This is a genomic window from Thermococcus onnurineus NA1, from assembly GCF_000018365.1.
Lineage (GTDB): Archaea > Methanobacteriota_B > Thermococci > Thermococcales > Thermococcaceae > Thermococcus > Thermococcus onnurineus.
Genome location: NC_011529.1, coordinates 1,097,223 through 1,112,976, shown reverse-complemented (window position 1 = coordinate 1,112,976; position 15,754 = coordinate 1,097,223). Strand labels below are relative to the sequence as shown.

The window sequence follows — 15,754 nt, the reverse complement described above, 5'->3', positions numbered from 1 at the left end:
ATGCTCGATCTGTTTTTTGAAGCAGGGAACCTCAAGAAGCTGCCGAGAACGGGCTGGCTTCTGAGGGGTGTTTCAAACCCGGAGAGCATAGCTGACCACAGCTACCGTGTGGCCCTGATAACCCTTTTCCTGGCAGATTCTTTGAAGGAAAATGGGATTGAGATAGATGTTGAGCGGGCCCTCAAGATAGCAATACTCCACGATCTGGCAGAGGCAAGAATAACGGACGTTCCCCTAACTGCCCAGTACTACCTTGATAAGGGAAAAGCTGAGAAGAAAGCTGCAATGGAGATGTTCATTAAGGCCGGATCCTTGGCAAAGGAGTACTTCAGGCTCTGGCGCGAGTACGAGGAAGGGCTCAGCCTTGAGGGCAGACTCGTTAAGTTCGCCGACAAGCTGGAGATGTTGATTCAGGCACTGGAATACGAGCAGACGGGCTTTAAGAATCTCGACGAGTTCTGGAGCGCTCTTGAAAAGTTGAGGGAGAGCGAGTTTTACGAGTACTTCAAGGAGTTGGTGGAAGGGCTTGCAAGGCTGCACAAACAAAAACTTTAACGTCTCTGTTTGCTTAAACATTTTAAATAATCGCTTTTAGGCATTCCTCTGATAGTTTCAGTGAAATACGGAGTCCAGTTGAAGAGTTCTATCTTTAAGCTCTTTGTATGTTGGTGATAGGAATTGAAAAAAAGGAAAGAGATCTACGTGAGCCTCAATGAGAGCGCCCTTCGTGTCTTCTGAGCTTGTCTTTAATTTCCACGGGCAGTTTATCGTAGAACTCCTCCAACACTTCAATGAGCTTTACGAGTTCTTCCGCAGTTAGAACCGTCGTCTTCGGTCCGATTTCGACCACAAGAGCGTCGTATTCATCCGGAGAAACTTCCTCCAGCTCGTCGAGGTGCTCGTCCTTCCTCGGAATCAGGTTTATCTCTCCCACCTGTCGCGATTTCTTGATGTCGAGTTCCCACTCCTCGATGGGCATTTCCTTTGGACAGTCGAGCCTCTCGACGAGTATTTTGATGTCGGCTATTGGCGTTCCGTCGTGGGCGTCAATCCAGTCTATGTACAGCCTGTTTCCTTTTATTCTATGGATTTTGACCGCATAAATTGCCAGAGGGTTTGGCCTAATGGGAGAGCGGGTGGCGAAGACGCCCTTGAGGGGATTTTTAGTGTTGTTGTAGGGATGAACTTTCAAGACGCTCTTCCGTTCGGGCGTGTCGCTTTCATGGAACCAGAGGATGAGCTTTATCCAATCTCCCTCTCGAAGCCCTTCTACGGCTTCGCTGAACTCGGGATAGAGTTCAAGCCAAGTTTTCTCGTTTTCTTTCCTGACTCTGCCAACGGGAATAATCTTAAGGGACCCAAAGTCCATAACACCACCAGAATAAGAAAAGAAGAGGGAGTTAAAACGCTTTACGGAAGGAGATCGTTGGTAAAGCCGTCCACGATGACTGGTGTCTGTTGCTCGCAGTTGGCTAGGGTGTAGTCAAAGGCCTCCTCGACGGTGACGTCCGGGGTGGTGGGGTCTCCATCGTGGTCGTAGACATCAGCGTAGCCGTAGTTTATGCCCTCAAGGAAGAAGTAGTACGTGAACTGGCCGTGCTGCCATTCAGAGCTCTCAAGTGAGAACTCCCTCTCTCCGGAAGCCATGACCACAATCCTACCCTCGGCAGCTAGGTCGGTCATTCCTCCGGAGTAGCAGCTGTCGAAGATGAATATTATCCTGTCGGTTGGGAAGTCCTCGAACCACGCTTTGAGCTGGCCGTCCCATATAAGGATGAAGCTTCCGTCTGGATTGCCGTCATGGGTAACGAGTGCTTCGTCGATTATTTCATCATCTCCATCCTCTGCCCTTCCGTTTGAACCGTGTCCGCTGAAGTAGAAGACAACCTCATCGCCAGGCTGAACCTTTGATTTAAGCTCCATGACTGCGTTATATATGTTGTAGAAGCTAGCGTCCATGTTTAGAAGTAATATTATGTTCTCTGGTTTGAACCCATAGACGTTAATCAGAGTGTCATAGACAAGCTGAGCGTCATCGTCAGTATACTGAAGGTCGCTTGAAGTACCTGGGTAATCGGCGATGCCTATGACTATCGCGTACTTCTCTCCCTCGACGGGGGCTCCAAGAATGCCCGTAGCTGTCGTTGTGACACTGGTTCCACCGCCTTGTCCGCCCCGGAATCCTGCGGCCCTTGGAATATAGTCTACGGTCATTTTATATCCTATCTTTACGTCCTCTGCATAGAGTGGCTTGGAGTAGTCTATGCCGTGCCTCTGCTGGACAGAGGCAGCCATGGGTAGACTAAGCAGTACTACTAACACCACGAATATGGTTGAAAACTTCTTCATGGGTACCACCGCAGCGGAATATGGATTTATGTATAAAAGATTTTCCTCAGATTTTGCCTTGATGGCAGCCCTTATCGTTACAAGTAGCAACAAAAGAGTTTTCAAAAATGAATAAAATTCGGCAGGGCTTCTGTATTATCTGTGTGAGTAAAAATCAACGTTGCCCCTTATGTGCCGTGTTCCCAGCTCTCAAGGTACTTTCTCTGCTCCTGCGTGAGTTTTTCAATCTCGATGCCCATTGCCTTGAGTTTAATCCTTGCTACCATCTCATCTATCTCTCTTGGGAGCACATAGACTTTGGGCTCAAGCTTCTTGTGGTTATTTCTGATATATTCGGCCGCCTTAGCTTGCAGAGCAAAGCTCATATCCATTATCTCGGCAGGGTGGCCATCTGCCGCAGCCAGATTGACGAGTCTACCCTCCGCGAGGAGATAGAGCCTTCTTCCATCGGCGAGCTTGTACTCGGTGATGTTTGGCCTCGGCTGGTTTATCTCTACAGCCAGTGCCTCTAGGTCGGGTTTGCTTATCTCAACGTCGAAATGGCCGGCGTTGGCAAGGATAACACCGTCCTTCATGAGTTCGAAGTGTTCTTTGCGGATACAGTTGATGTCTCCGGTTGCCGTAATGAAGATATCGCCAATTTTTGCAGCCTCGAGCATGTTCGTGACCATGAAGCCGTCCATTCTTGCCTCGAGAGCCCTGATCGGGTCAACTTCGACAACGATAACGGTTGCTCCGAGTCCCCGGGCTCTCATAGCTATGCCTCTTCCGCACCAGCCATAGCCGACAACGACGACATTTTTCCCGGCTATAAGTAGGTTGGTAGTTCTTAGTATGCCATCCCACGTGGACTGGCCCGTTCCGTAGCGGTTGTCGAAGAGATATTTGGTGTAGCTATCGTTCACAGCTATTATCGGGAACCTCAGCACGCCGTCCTTCTCCATTGCGCGGAGTCTTATAACGCCGGTCGTAGTCTCTTCACTGGCACCCCAAACCTCGTCTATCAGCTCCGTCCTTTCGCGGTGGACAACGCTTATCATGTCTGCCCCATCGTCTATTATTATGTTCGGCCTAATATCCAGCGCTCTATGCATGTTCTCGTAGTACTCCTCCCGGCTCTCGCCCCTCACCGCGTAGACCTTAACGCCAGCCTTGGCCAAAGCCGCAACAACGTCGTCTTGGGTTGAAAGTGGATTGCTCGCCGCGGCCGAAACTTCTGCACCGGCTGCCTTGAGGGTGAGCAGTAAAAATGCCGTTTTCATTTCGAGGTGGAGTGTTGCCGCGATTCTAACCCCTTTGAAGGGCTGCCTCTTCTCGAAATCATTCCTTATATTCTGGAGAACCGGCATAAAGCGGGATACCCAGTCTATCTTCTTCTCCCCGCTGGGTGCCAGGTTGATGTCCTTGACGCAGTAATCCTTCGTGCAGTCCATCGTTATCACCGCAGGGTTTTAATCCTTTAACGTTAAAAGTCCATTGGTGGTTCCATGATAATCGACCTTTCCCTTTCCCTCTCCGAGGAGACCCGGGTTTATCCTGGAGACCCGGAGGTACGGATAAAGCCCTGGGCGGTTATAGAACGTGACGGCTACTACATGAACGTCTTAAAGCTGGGTGAGCACAGCGGGACCCATGTCGATGCGCCGGCGCACTTCATACCCGGGGGAAAAACAGTTGATGAGCTTCCCCTTGAGAAGTTTATGGGCCCCGGTCTCGTTATCGATGTCCGGAGCGGTGAAGGACTGGTAGGGCTTGAAGAGGTGCCTGACTCTGGATTCCTGGGGAGGATCGTTCTGTTTCTCACTGGAGGAAGGGAATTATCACCTGAAGTCGCCCTGTTCCTTGTTGCGGAGGGGGCTAGAGCTGTTGGAACAGATGCCATGAGCATAGGGGATGATGCCGTGCACAGGATACTCCTCAGTGAGGAGGTACCTATCTTCGAGAACCTTACCAATCTCGAGCTTTTGGTGGGGGAAGAGTTCACATTCATAGCATTTCCACTGAAAGTTAGGACGGGTTCGGGTAGTCCAGTCCGAGCAGTTGCTATAACCAAATAAGTCCATGCTGATATCTGTTTGGCCTTCCACATCTCAGCCGTTTTCTAGATTTGGCGGTGAATCCTTGATTTTTAAACGCAGCTAAACATTGAGAAACCTTTGTTAACGGTTACTGGATAAAAATCTGATCTCAACACTTTTTTCTAAACAATGGGTAACACAACTGGACGATTTCCTTAAAAAAGCTTAAATATATCCTTTTTCATAAAGATAACTGGGGTGAAGTGTTATGATAGGAAAGAAAGTCCTTGCAATCCTGTTCGGATTGCTGATGTTAGCAATGCCAGTAAGCTTCACAGGCGTCAGCGCGGCCACCGAAAGCGTCACAGTGATACTCGTCAGCGACAACGCTGCAGATAAGTGTATAGCGGAGTACTTGGCCAACGAGACGGGTGCGGTTGTTGTGATGACTACGTGGGGTGTTTACGATCCGAACGTAACTGCTGAGATTATGAGCTACGCTCCGGATGAGGTCATAATAATAGGTGGTCCTGAGGCAGTGGTGGAGGAGTACGTTAATGATCTTCAAGAGCTGGGTATTACGGTGGAGCGCTGGGGTGGTCAAAACAGGTACGAGACAAACCTCATGGTCATGACCCAAGCCCAAATCAAGTTCGGCCTTAAGTTCAATGGAAGCGTTGTGGTAGCTGGAAACGACAGCCTGGCAATTCAGAACGCCCTCAGGATAGCGGTTCAGAACAGGGCTATAATACTCTACGTTAACAAGACCACGAACATTACCCTGCTGATGGAGAGGTTCCAGATAAGGAACATGACCATGGTTCACACCCATGCCTCTGAAATGACCATGGAGCTGGTTAGGAAGCAGCTCAAGGAGTGCAACTGCACCACAAACGAAGTCCAGGTCAACGTTACCAAGGAGACCGTGCTCCAGCTGATGATTCAGGTCAGGGAGAGACTCAGGGCCATTGAGGAGATCGCCAATGCCACCAACGCCACCCAGCTCATGGAGCAGGTTCGCGTCATGGAGATGGCCATGGAGAAGGCCAACCAGGCCCTTCAGGCCGGCAACTACACCTACGCCTATCAGCTTATGCTCGAGCTCCAGGTCAGGACCCAGTTCAGCCTCAAGGCAGCGACCGGCGAGATGAGGATAGCAATAAAGAACAGCGAGAAGATGGCCCTCGAGAGGGAGCTCGTGAAGCTTGAAGCTCAGATACGGGTTATGGAGAATGCAGGCATTGATGTAAGCCAGGTCAATCCCCTCATGGAGCAGCTCAGGATTGCCATCCAGAACGGCCAGTATGACGTGGCAAAGCAGCTTATGAACCAGATAAAGAGCATGATCCAGGAAGCCTACAGGAACGGCAGGGACGCCATAAGGAATGCCCCAAGAGAGAGGCCTCGAAGGCCTTGAACTTTCATTGTTTAACGTTGGGCACCACCATCAACAGTTTCCTTTTCTCGGTATTTTTCCTTCGTTTTTCCTTCTGCTCCTTCAGGTAGGGATACCTCATGATGTGCCCGCAGTTGAGGCATTTAACCACAACGTGAGGCATCCTTTTCCTCCTCAGTCTCACACGAGCGTTGACGCCGGGAACGAGGAAGGAATGGCATTTCTTGCAGTAGCGTCTCTTCCATTTCTTTGGCATCCTTATCTTGGCCTTCTGCTGGACGGCCAGGGCTATTTCGACGTAGCGGTTGGCTAATTCAGGCTCGTAGGGAAAGACGCGCTCGGCGAGTGTGAAGAGAATGTTGACTCTCTCCCTCGCTATTCTCTTCTTCTCCCGCTGCTCTCTCTGGCGTATGAACTTCTTTTTTGACATGGTATCACCGTACCAGCCTCAGCTTTCCGGGAAATGGCTCGTAAATGTAGCCGGTGGCTATAAACCTTTCAATCATGTCGAGGGCGTCCCGCTCGTTGAAGCCGCCCCTCATCATCTCCCTCAGGAACTCCTCCCTGGTAACCTCGCCGTTCGGGCTTGTTGATGCCAGGTCATGGAAAATCTGGAGGGCCTTTTGGGCCCTGACGTCACGGGGGATGTAATGCTCGTACTCTTTCTCAAGCTTCATTATGACCTCAGGCCGTTTCCTGATAATCTCGTCGAGAACCACGTTCCATTCATTCAGTATGGTGTCGTCGATCTCCCTAACGTCCTTTACAGCCTTGTCTGTGATTTTTCCGTAGAACCTTGTGATGGCCCCGAAGAGCCTGGCGTCGAGGTAGAACCTCATTCCGAGGTGGAACACCCCGCTCGGCGTCGTCAGCTTTCCAAAGGTCTCGCTGTACTCCTCCCTGCCCCACCGACGCCATTTTAGGTGCTCCTCCCTCAGCCTGCCGAGCTCATCGTGGCTCATGGAGCGAAAGCGCTCCCTGTTGATGAAGATCGTCACGAGCAGATTGGGGATCAGCTGCCTGAACTCCCTGTTCTCTTCGAAGTACGGCTTCTCCTCCCAGGGCATGAGGACAAAAGGCGTCTCGGAGATCTTGGCCAGTGCGTCGGTGGGGTCTGCCTCCACGTCCTGGGGGAGAAGACCGATCGCCCTCTTGTTCATAAGGTACTTCTCAGTCCACTTCGGAATCCTGACCAGGCCCCTCTTCGATGGGGGAGTATAGTATTTCATATCGCTCCTGTTGGGGTTGCGGGTTCGAAAGTCTATGTCCAGCATGGGGTCGATTATCTCGAGGGAGGTTTCTTTTCCGAGCCTGAGCTCCCAGGGCAGGCTCGACTGGAGGTACTTGAGGGCCTTCCAGAGGGCCAGGAGCCCCATGTTCTCCCTGTGCTTGTAGACCGTGTACTCAAAGCCCTCGCCCCACTGGGATACTCCGCTTCCCCAGAGGATGTAGGGGACACCGTAGAGGGAGTATATGAGGGCCTTCCTCATGTCGTCACGGACGTAGATCGTCCTTTCAAAAAGCTCAACGACCTCGCGCCTGCTGAGGGCGAACTCGCGGTAGTCCTTCCAGTAGTCCGAGTAGTCTTTTCCCTCAATGGAGCTCGCGTGGATCATCCTTAGGTTGCCCAGAGGATACGCGTCCATGACGCCTCTGACAAGCACATAACTCCCGGGCCTGACTTCCCCGCTCACCTTGGTGTTCTCTGTGGCTCGAACGATCAGGTACGTCCTGAACTCGTCCTTCTCCAGACCCGCCAGCTCCGATGGAGATAGTGGGGAAAGGAGGTAATAGGCAGCATCCATTGGGGCGTGGGGAGGCTTCCTCGCGAGTAGGAAACCTGCTACCTCTGTCTCTTCGCCGTTTTTTATTCTCTGAAGTCTCGTCTGGAACTCCCTAACCCTTCTGCTAGGGCTCAGCGGCTCCCTCATCCGTTCCAGTCTCAGTAGTTCGAGTATTTCCTTCTCCATCATCCGTCTTCATCGACCGTAAGATTTATAAATGCACCGCGGGAGGTATGTATCGGTACGGCGGTCATAGCGGCGGGGTCACACCCGGTCTCGTTTCGACCCCGGAAGTTAAGCCCGCCAGCGATCCCGGGTGTACTGCCCTCCGAGAGGGGGCGGGAAACCGGGAACGCCGCCGGCCACTATATTACCCCTTCTGGAGTAATTACCTACACAAAAGCTATTTAAATTCCTCCGGGGATTTTTTTACGGTCGATGCTCATGCTCAAGAGGTCAAAGAAGCAGGGAATTGGCTGGGATTACATTAAGGAGCGACATCCCGAAGTCGTTGATGAACTCAAGACCCTCCGTGATTGGGACAGCGTTAAGTCAGCTATTCCTGAGTCAGAGACCATCCGGGACTATTCTGTCCTAGCTCTAGAAGCAGTGGCAGCCACAATCCGCGAGCTCAGAATCGACAGAGAGATGCTTGCAGAGCGAATTGAGATCCTTAACAGAAAGTTCGAAGAGTTAAGCTCTTCCCATAAGGAAAGCACTCATTCGCTGGAAAAACGTATTAAGGAGCTTGAAGACCAGCTAGCTGAGCTTGAACAGCGGACTCTCTTCCTTGACAGCGTTGAGATGCTGGTTCCAAGACTCAACGAGATTGACGAACGTATGGAGCGGCTCTCCGCGGAGATACTCAGACGGGTTGAGGAGCATTACAGTAAGAGAATGGACGATTTCATCAGAACATATATTGAGGAGCGCCTTAAGAGCTTCGAGGGAGAGCTTAAGAGGAGTATATTTGGTGTGAGTGTGGACCTATCGGAAACCCTTCTCAGGATACAGCAACACTACGAGGAACTTGTTGCTGAGAATGTACGCCTTCGTTCCGTCGTCAAGGAGAGGGAGGAGCTAAAGAGAGCACTGGCTGAGAAAGAACGCGAGATTGAGGAGCTTAAGCGCAAATTGGCAGTCCTTAGAGAGATGTCGAAGCGCGTCAATACTCTGAGCAAGAGACTCTCCGACTACGAGGCAAAGCTAGCCGAGATGAGCCGTATCCAGAAGGAACTCGCTGCCCTCACGGGGACGAGAGATGTCGACGAGGCCCTTAATATACTCAAAACCCAGTTTATTCCAAAGTCAAAGTTTGAGAGCACTCTACGCGAGGTCAAGGGCATTCTCAGCGAGATTGAGGAGATACGCCAAGAAAACGCTAGGCTCAGGATCGAAAACGAGAAGTTGAAGGAGGTCCTGAAGACTCTTTTCCAGGAGAGGCTTGAAGAGTCAGTAGGGAGCGAGTCTGAGGAAACTTCATCTTCCTCTTTCGATGATAATAAGCCTGGTTAGTCCTTCTTTGACCTTCTTTGTAACTAGGTCACTTCTGTCGTCCATTTCCTCAAGTTTTGAGCGAATTATTTTCCTGAGCTTTGGATTGAGCTCGGCTACGTGGATGAGCGTTTCAACGGTGCTTGCTCGAACTATCTCATCTTTGTCGTAGAGTAGTGTAAAGAGCTTCGGCAGGAAGGGGCTGATGTATCTGAGACCGTTCTCTCCAAGTGCCGAGATAAAATTAAGCGCAGTGAGTTTGTCCATCGTGTCTTTTGAGGTGAGCATGTAACCTATGTCTCTAAATACGTTGCCGAGAAGGCTGGGATTCACACGCATTATCTCCTCAAGGACGTACGCCATGTTGACCTTTATCTTTGGGTCACCTACCCTATAGTTGGCGAATATCGCTGGAACAACTTTTGCAACCTTTTCTGGGTTAATCTCCACGAGTACACCGAAGGCCCTCGCTATCTCCTGAGTCAGAGGTATTGCCTCGCTCTTTCTGAGCATCACCAGGAGTTTAGTTATAAGGGACTCATGGAGATCAGGCATCTCTCGTATTGCCTCAACAACTACCCTAAGGGCATTCTTCTGCACGATCCATAGGTCGTCGTCGAGGTAGTGAAGTACCTCCTTCAGGAATTCTTTGTTAAGAGTGGCTTGTATGATAATCTCATCGATGTGTTCCCCTGTGGCCAGTGCCTCCCTGATGTCCAGCTCTTTTTCCATCCAACCACCGTTTTGAGATACTGCAAAGGTTTATATAAGCTTTTCACTTAACCGTTCGGGGGATAGGCCATGAAACGGGGAGTTCCAGTGATTCTGGTGTTAATACTAGCTCTTTCAGTGCTGGGGACCGTGACCGCGGATGACAATCCGATACTGTGGAAGGGCACGGTCTGTGATGATGTCCAGTATCAGAAGAGCATAGAGGCTGTTGCGATCAATGACGGTAGGGTGTACGCCGGTTGCTCATACAGACAGCTGGTCAACTCGAGCGGAATGATAGGTATATATTATCTCGGTCAGCTGGTTGCTTACTCGTTCAACGGAACTTTTCTTTGGCAGAACGACTCAGGCTATGTTGTGGGGCTGTATCCTCTTTCCAGTGGAAAAGTTATCGTTGGAACCATCGGCGGCTTCGTAACATTTGACGAGAACGGCAAGTTCCTCTCAAGGAATCTAACCATTAACAAGCTTTACGATTTCCAAATCCTGGACAACACCGTTTACGCTGTTGATGGAGACTTCTTCCTTGAGAACGATAGCGTTACATATGTGGGGCACCTATATAGGGGAGAGATAATCAACGATAGCGTCGTCCTAAACAGCTGGATCGTTAACTTCACGAGCCTCGTGAGCAGGGTTCGCGTAGGGGAGGGAATAATCTACATTGGGGCGGGTTTTCCGTCGGGTTACGTGGGGCCAAGGCAGTTTGGCTACGTTTACGGCGTTCTTCTCAATGGAACGCTCTCCTGGACCATTGAAACTGGGCAGTGGGTCAGGGATATGGAACTGTTCGGGAACGACGTGATCGCAGGGACAGGTAACGGGACTTTCGAAGGTTATCTCTATCGTATTGATCCGTCTGGAAACGTGGTCTGGAAGAAGGAACTCTTCTACACAGAGGACATTGAAATCGGCGATAGCAGGATTTATGTCGGTGGGATGGGCAACGGCAATGGTGTTCTCGCAGCGATCGATCCAGAAACAGGGAACATGTTGTGGAACCAGACCTTTCCGTTCAGAGTCAAGGTTGTCAAATACGTCGACGGTACGCTCTTGGTCGGTGTTGGCAAGTTTGAGAGCAGGCAGGAGAATGGAACCACTATAATCTACACCTACGGCTCCCTCTACGCGCTTGATGCAAAGACCGGGAACATACTAGGCGCCGTTACTGACATCGGCTACGTCAGGAGCATCGCTGTTGAAGGAAATATAGCGATCGTTGGAACGGCTAGTTCAAACTTCTATGCGATAGATATCCAGAAACTCGCCGGGAAGAAGAGTTCGGGCATTTGCGGCCCGGCCACTTTCGTCGGGTTGGCTATAATACCACTCCTATTACTGAGAAAGCTTTGAGCCTTTATTATTTCTTGAATTTTTACATTGCCATGAGGCCATATTCCATCAGCTTATTGACTATCTTTCTGCCATCCCTTGTGAGATCAACGACTTTCCTTATCATGACTATTTTTAGGAGCCCCTTGTCTATCATCCTGTCGTATATCTCCTCTATTTCCCTCTCATCGAGGCCGAGGAACTGATGCACCTCTAACGGGTTGAGACCTGAGTAGAGTGCCATGAGGATCTGCTTCTCCATTTCGTCGAGGCTCTCGAGTTCCTTAAGTTCCTTCTCCATGACCTCTCTGAATTCCGTCTGAAGCATCGGGAATTCCTTCGACACCCTCATGATGAACTCGAAGTAGCCGGGTATATACTTGAGCAGGTAGCGGAGCACGTACAGTCTGGTCTTTTTCTCTGGTATGTATAGATAGGAGATAATGGTCTCATTCACATAGAAGTGCTTTATCTTCCAGGCCTCAACCTTTTTGCCGTTCATGTCGATCTCTTCCACGTCCATATCCTCGACGTCGGAGAATATTGGTATCGGCTTCCTGTCCGGATCAAGAACTACCACGTTCCTCTCGGTCTTCCCCCTTTTGGCGGATTTTATGGAGACTATCCTGAGCGATCCGTCCTGCCACTGGGGCTCCATGTTTATCGCTCCGCCCTTGACTCTGGCCAGCAGCAGCTTTACTGCCTTGCCGTTAATGAGTATCTCGAATATTGTGTGAATGAACTCCCTAAACTTGTTCTCGTCGTATATCAGGAGGTTGTCACCTATTGTGAGTATTAACGTTAACTCTCCCCTCCCGGGAATGTAGAACTTCATCCCAAAATGCTCCTTCTCGGGATTGAGCTTGTAATTGTCGGGGACGTTTACACTCAGGTCTGAGAGCGATGAGAATGGGAAATTGTCTTCCCCAACAATCTCTCCCATGCGGAGATACCTCAGGATAAGCCTGTCGTTCTGGATAATGCCTATTGCGTCTCTCCAGTCCACCCCTGCTGAGCCTTTCCATGAGGAAATTATGGCGGTTTTTACCCTCGCCTCTGCCACTGCCATGGTTCATCCCCTCTATGTCCTCAAGTTAAGGCGCTGTACTCCTCGAGCTGTTTCTCCAGCTTTTCGACCTTTGCACGGAGCTGCCCACACTCTTGGGAGAGTTTTACCTCAAGTGGGGTGACGGCGGGGTTTTCTCCTCTGCTGCTTATGAGCTCATCGAGTATATTCACCGCGCTGTTTATATTGCTTGTGATCCTTATCAACGCCTCCTCCGGAGGAAGGTTAATAGTTTCCTTCCCATCCTTGCTCTTAAGGACTATGGGCAACTTGGTCTTGGTGATGTAGTTTATCATGAGGTTGAGCTTTTCTCTATCTCTCTGGCTTGGGAAGCGGGCCAGCCAGAGGCGCTTGAACTCATCGAGCTCCGAGAGTACCTTCATGAGGAAGGCGTTGTATTCATCCTCCGTGATATATCCCAGAGTGTAGCCCCTAGCCACGTCTAGGAGCATGAGAAGCTTTTCCTTCCTGTGTTTAGCCTCATCGAGAACCCTTTCTACCTTCTCGTCAATAACCTGCCTGAGCTTTTTAATGAGTTCTTCCTCATTGACACCCGAAACGTTCGTCTTTTTCTGCTCCACAATGCTTGTTTCTTCCTTTTTGGTTCTTGACGGCGCTGTGGCTGGTTTCCTACCTTCTTTCATCTCCTTTTCCAGAAGCACTGCGTAGAGCTCGCCCATCTGGTTGTTGATAGTATTTGATATCATGTACGCCGACAGGGCGGTTCCCATCAGCACTACGATGGCTATGATCGCTATCATCACCCAGTCCATGCTTCCACCCCCAGGCAAAATGAAATAATGAAAGGTTTTAGAGTTTAAACCTGCTTATTATTTCTCTGAGGTCCTGAACGATGTTCTTCAGGTCATTGGCAGCGCGCTGCAACTCTTCAGTCGCAGCGGTCTGCTCTTGAACGGCAGAACTAACTTCCTCAGCCGAGGCAGTAGTCTCTTCAGCACTGGCAGCTAGGTTCTCCAAAGCCCTCAAAGCCTTCTCGACCTCATCCTGCGTGCGAATAATCTGCTCTTTTACTTCGCCCATCCTGCCACTGGCATCCTGGAGGAGGTCAGCGATGTTTGTCAAGTAGTTGGTGGTCTCCCTAAGGGTTTCGGCACTCTCTCCAACCACGGTGACACCGCGTCTCGTACTGTCAACAGCATCCCTAATCTCAGCCGTAATCTGATCGATAATGTTCTTAATGTTGTCCGCGGCCTGCTTGCTCTCCTCTGCGAGTTTGCGAATCTCTTGAGCAACGACAGCAAAACCTCTGCCAGCCTCGCCGGCTCTCGCGGCCTCAATAGCTGCGTTCAAGGCAAGTAAATTCGTCTGCTCGGCAATGTTGGTGATCACGTTAGTGATTTCTTCAATACTTCTGCTCATCTCTGCAACCTTGGTTACGGCACTCTCGATGTCTCTCATTGTCTCCTGAATACTCTCAATTTGTCTGGCTGAGACTTCACCCTTCTCTCTGCCCTCACTGGCAATACTCACGACCTCACTGACGGCCCCCTCAAACTCGTCCATTGCCCTAACACTCTCTGCACTGACCTCCGCCACGAAGCGCATTCCTTCGGTGATCTCGTTAATGTTCTCCTGCTGGCGCTGGGCTTCAATGCTGACCTGCTGAACGGCCTCGTTAACTTGGTTGATGGATTCAGTGACGTCAGTAGAAATTTGGGCAAGGACGTTGGCGCGCTTTTCGAGCTCGTTAGTAACGTGGACGATTTCACTTATGAGACTCTTGAGCTTGTGGGTAGTGTCTTTCAGGTCTTCAAGGATTCCGCTAAGTTCACCCTTGGCTTCGACAGTTAAACCATTGCTCAAGTCACCCTCGGCCAAGCGCTCGAGTTTACTCGCTATAGTGTCCAAGGTTCCAACGAGGTCTTTTCCAACGGCTTCAAAGGCCTTAATGAGCGCGCCAATCTCATCATCCTCAATGTAGTGAATCTGCTTGAGCTTCCTGCTTACCTCACTCAATCTGCCCTCAGCCAAAGCCTGCGCAACATCCCTAAGAGCCTCAAGTGGTTTAATTGAATTGGATATCAGTTTGTAGGCCACTATAATTATTCCAATCGAAAGCAGGATTATGAAGCCTGTGAGCATAATGGCCGTCTTTGTGGTAGTGTTCTGCACATCATTTACAACCGCTATGATTGGTGCGCTTATCTCCTCAACGGGGACTTTGGTAAAGACGTACCAGCCTGTGCTGGGTATCTTCACGCCAGCTGCGACGGCTTCGACGCCTTCCCAAGTGTATATTGTTACATCTCTGTCCTTGCCACTACGTAGTATATCTGCCACAGCTTTGAGGCTTTCATAGTCAAACACGTTAAGATTCATTATGTACTCATGCTTTGGGTGCATGTATATCATTCCGTCGGGACTCACTACATACGCGTATCCAGTTTGTCCTATCTTAATTTTGTCAATCTTCTGGGTGAGCGTGTCTATGTAAATATCTGTGCCTACAACTCCAACAAGCTTACCCTCGTAGTAAACTGGTACCGCAAACGTTACCACCCATTTTCCAGAGGATGCATCCTCGTAAGGTTCACTCCACGTGGGACCGTTTACCTCGATGGCCTTCTTGTACCACGGTCTGACACGCGGGTCGTAACCCTCTGGGAGATCCTGTTCGGGGTAGATGAACATGTTGCCGTTGACATCGCCGAAGTAGATGGCGCTTATTCTCGGCTCTGCCTTGCTGAGAGTGGTGAACTCCTCCAAGATAATGGGCCTGAGCTTGTCGGCATATCCCGGGTCTCCAAAGTCGTAGCCATTCTCTTTCAACTTATTGAGGGACACTATTGTCAGCTCCTTTGTGACCAATCCTAGAGTCTCTATTCCCTTGAAGAACGCTTCGAACTCGTTTGCGAGAGCTTCAGCCTGTGCTTCAACGGCTTCTTTTGCTTGGTTCTCAACTACTGGCCTCATCTTTTCTTCTACGATTCCTGCCGTGCTCTTACCGGCGTATATCATCATTCCGCTGGTCACTGCTGTAACAAGCACCAACCCGAGTACGACGATTGCCAGGATTTTCTTCTTGAACTCCATACCAAATCACCCCTGAGGGAAGTTTGAGTTTATCTGCTTAGTAGATCTTCTCAATGACCTGCCCATTTGATACCTTCCTCATTCTGACTTTACCCGTTGAGAGGTCAAAGTAGATGGTTCTCCCGCCCTTTCCCCCTGTATCCTCGGCCACGAGCCTGATTCCAAGCCTCTTCAGCTCCTTCTTGGCGACCTCTATGTTCCTCTTTCCTATCATGAGCTGGTCGCTAGTGACATTGGTGAACATGTGCGCCCCTCCGAAGATCTTTGCCTCGGTCCTTCTGGGGTTGCCCCCGAGCTTTTGGAAGTCCCTTAGGAGGAGCTGCAAGCCTGTATCAACATATTTGGCAGGATTGCCTTTATTTCCATAGTATGCTGCTTCAGGCAGAAGGGCATGGAGCAGGCCACCTACCTTTGTGAGACGGTCGTACAGAGTTATGCCAACACAGCTGCCTAACCCATAGGTGCTTATTATCCCGGCCTTCTTTCCGACAGCGTAGTCGCCGATTCCGACCTTTATCTCCTGCAAGTC

General features: G+C 50.3%; 15 protein-coding genes and 1 rRNA gene. 6 read left to right on the top strand and 10 right to left on the bottom strand.

Translation table 11 applies throughout. The annotated features are described in order from the left end of the window. Positions 1 to 555, top strand: a complete 555-nt coding sequence (locus tag TON_RS06155) for an HD domain-containing protein (protein WP_048055081.1) — start codon at positions 1 to 3, stop codon at positions 553 to 555. A 154-nt stretch (positions 556 to 709) separates the two neighbouring features. Here the strand turns inward: TON_RS06155 and tsaA are convergent, their stop codons facing one another. The 3 genes from tsaA to TON_RS06140 form a co-directional block, all read right to left on the bottom strand. Beyond that, positions 710 to 1,369 carry a tRNA (N6-threonylcarbamoyladenosine(37)-N6)-methyltransferase TrmO gene (tsaA, locus tag TON_RS06150; protein ID WP_012572174.1) on the bottom strand — a complete coding sequence of 220 codons (660 nt, stop codon included), beginning with the start codon at positions 1,367 to 1,369 and terminating at the stop codon, positions 710 to 712. 41 nt (positions 1,370 to 1,410) lie between these two features. Continuing rightward, positions 1,411 to 2,349, bottom strand: a complete 939-nt coding sequence (locus TON_RS06145; protein ID WP_012572173.1) for a caspase family protein — start codon at positions 2,347 to 2,349, stop codon at positions 1,411 to 1,413. Between the two features lie 167 nt (positions 2,350 to 2,516). Then, the gene (locus TON_RS06140; protein ID WP_012572172.1) at positions 2,517 to 3,782 is read right to left on the bottom strand and encodes an adenosylhomocysteinase; all 1,266 of its coding nucleotides are present in this window, start codon (positions 3,780 to 3,782) and stop codon (positions 2,517 to 2,519) included. Positions 3,783 to 3,836: 54 nt separating this feature from the next. Here TON_RS06140 and TON_RS06135 point away from each other — a divergent pair, with 54 nt between their 5' ends. Together TON_RS06135 and TON_RS06130 are read left to right on the top strand one after the other, a co-directional pair. Next, on the top strand, positions 3,837 to 4,406 hold the full coding sequence (locus TON_RS06135; protein WP_012572171.1) for a cyclase family protein: 570 nt from the start codon (positions 3,837 to 3,839) through the stop codon (positions 4,404 to 4,406). A gap of 229 nt (positions 4,407 to 4,635) precedes the next feature. Beyond that, complete coding sequence (locus tag TON_RS06130; RefSeq protein ID WP_012572170.1) at positions 4,636 to 5,784, top strand: cell wall-binding repeat-containing protein; 1,149 nt, start codon at positions 4,636 to 4,638, stop codon at positions 5,782 to 5,784. A 4-nt stretch (positions 5,785 to 5,788) separates the two neighbouring features. On the opposite strand, the gene TON_RS06125 is transcribed toward TON_RS06130, so the two are convergent. Both TON_RS06125 and TON_RS06120 read right to left on the bottom strand, forming a co-directional pair. Then, positions 5,789 to 6,193: a ribonuclease P protein component 4 gene (locus TON_RS06125; RefSeq protein WP_012572169.1), complete on the bottom strand. Its 405-nt coding sequence runs from the start codon at positions 6,191 to 6,193 to the stop codon at positions 5,789 to 5,791. Positions 6,194 to 6,197: 4 nt separating this feature from the next. Continuing rightward, entirely contained in the window at positions 6,198 to 7,736 is a 1,539-nt protein-coding gene (locus tag TON_RS06120) for a hypothetical protein (protein WP_012572168.1), read from the bottom strand. 53 nt (positions 7,737 to 7,789) lie between these two features. Between TON_RS06120 and rrf the strand changes: the two genes are divergently transcribed. Next, positions 7,790 to 7,911 (top strand): 5S ribosomal RNA (gene rrf, locus TON_RS06115). A 74-nt stretch (positions 7,912 to 7,985) separates the two neighbouring features. Further along, entirely contained in the window at positions 7,986 to 9,062 is a 1,077-nt protein-coding gene (locus tag TON_RS06110) for a hypothetical protein (RefSeq protein WP_012572167.1), read from the top strand. On the opposite strand, the gene TON_RS06105 is transcribed toward TON_RS06110, so the two are convergent. Next, complete coding sequence (locus tag TON_RS06105) at positions 9,027 to 9,773, bottom strand: PH0542 domain-containing protein (protein ID WP_012572166.1); 747 nt, start codon at positions 9,771 to 9,773, stop codon at positions 9,027 to 9,029. The two genes, TON_RS06110 and TON_RS06105, sit on opposite strands and share 36 nt — an antisense overlap. Before the next feature lie 69 nt (positions 9,774 to 9,842). Between TON_RS06105 and TON_RS06100 the strand changes: the two genes are divergently transcribed. After that, complete coding sequence (locus TON_RS06100) at positions 9,843 to 11,126, top strand: outer membrane protein assembly factor BamB family protein (RefSeq protein ID WP_012572165.1); 1,284 nt, start codon at positions 9,843 to 9,845, stop codon at positions 11,124 to 11,126. A gap of 22 nt (positions 11,127 to 11,148) precedes the next feature. Here TON_RS06100 and TON_RS06095 read toward each other — a convergent pair whose 3' ends face one another. From TON_RS06095 to TON_RS06080, 4 genes are read right to left on the bottom strand one after another with little or no spacing between them, the layout of a single operon-like run. Continuing rightward, positions 11,149 to 12,174 (bottom strand): CheF family chemotaxis protein, encoded by a 1,026-nt coding sequence (locus TON_RS06095; RefSeq protein ID WP_012572164.1) that lies wholly within the window; start codon positions 12,172 to 12,174, stop codon positions 11,149 to 11,151. A 20-nt stretch (positions 12,175 to 12,194) separates the two neighbouring features. Then, a complete protein-coding gene (locus TON_RS06090; RefSeq protein ID WP_012572163.1) occupies positions 12,195 to 12,944 on the bottom strand; it encodes a hypothetical protein in 750 nt (249 codons plus the stop codon). 37 nt (positions 12,945 to 12,981) lie between these two features. Continuing rightward, complete coding sequence (locus TON_RS06085; RefSeq protein WP_012572162.1) at positions 12,982 to 15,225, bottom strand: methyl-accepting chemotaxis protein; 2,244 nt, start codon at positions 15,223 to 15,225, stop codon at positions 12,982 to 12,984. Between the two features lie 37 nt (positions 15,226 to 15,262). Continuing rightward, positions 15,263 to 15,751, bottom strand: a complete 489-nt coding sequence (locus TON_RS06080) for a chemotaxis protein CheD (RefSeq protein WP_012572161.1) — start codon at positions 15,749 to 15,751, stop codon at positions 15,263 to 15,265. Positions 15,752 to 15,754: the final 3 nt, after the last annotated feature.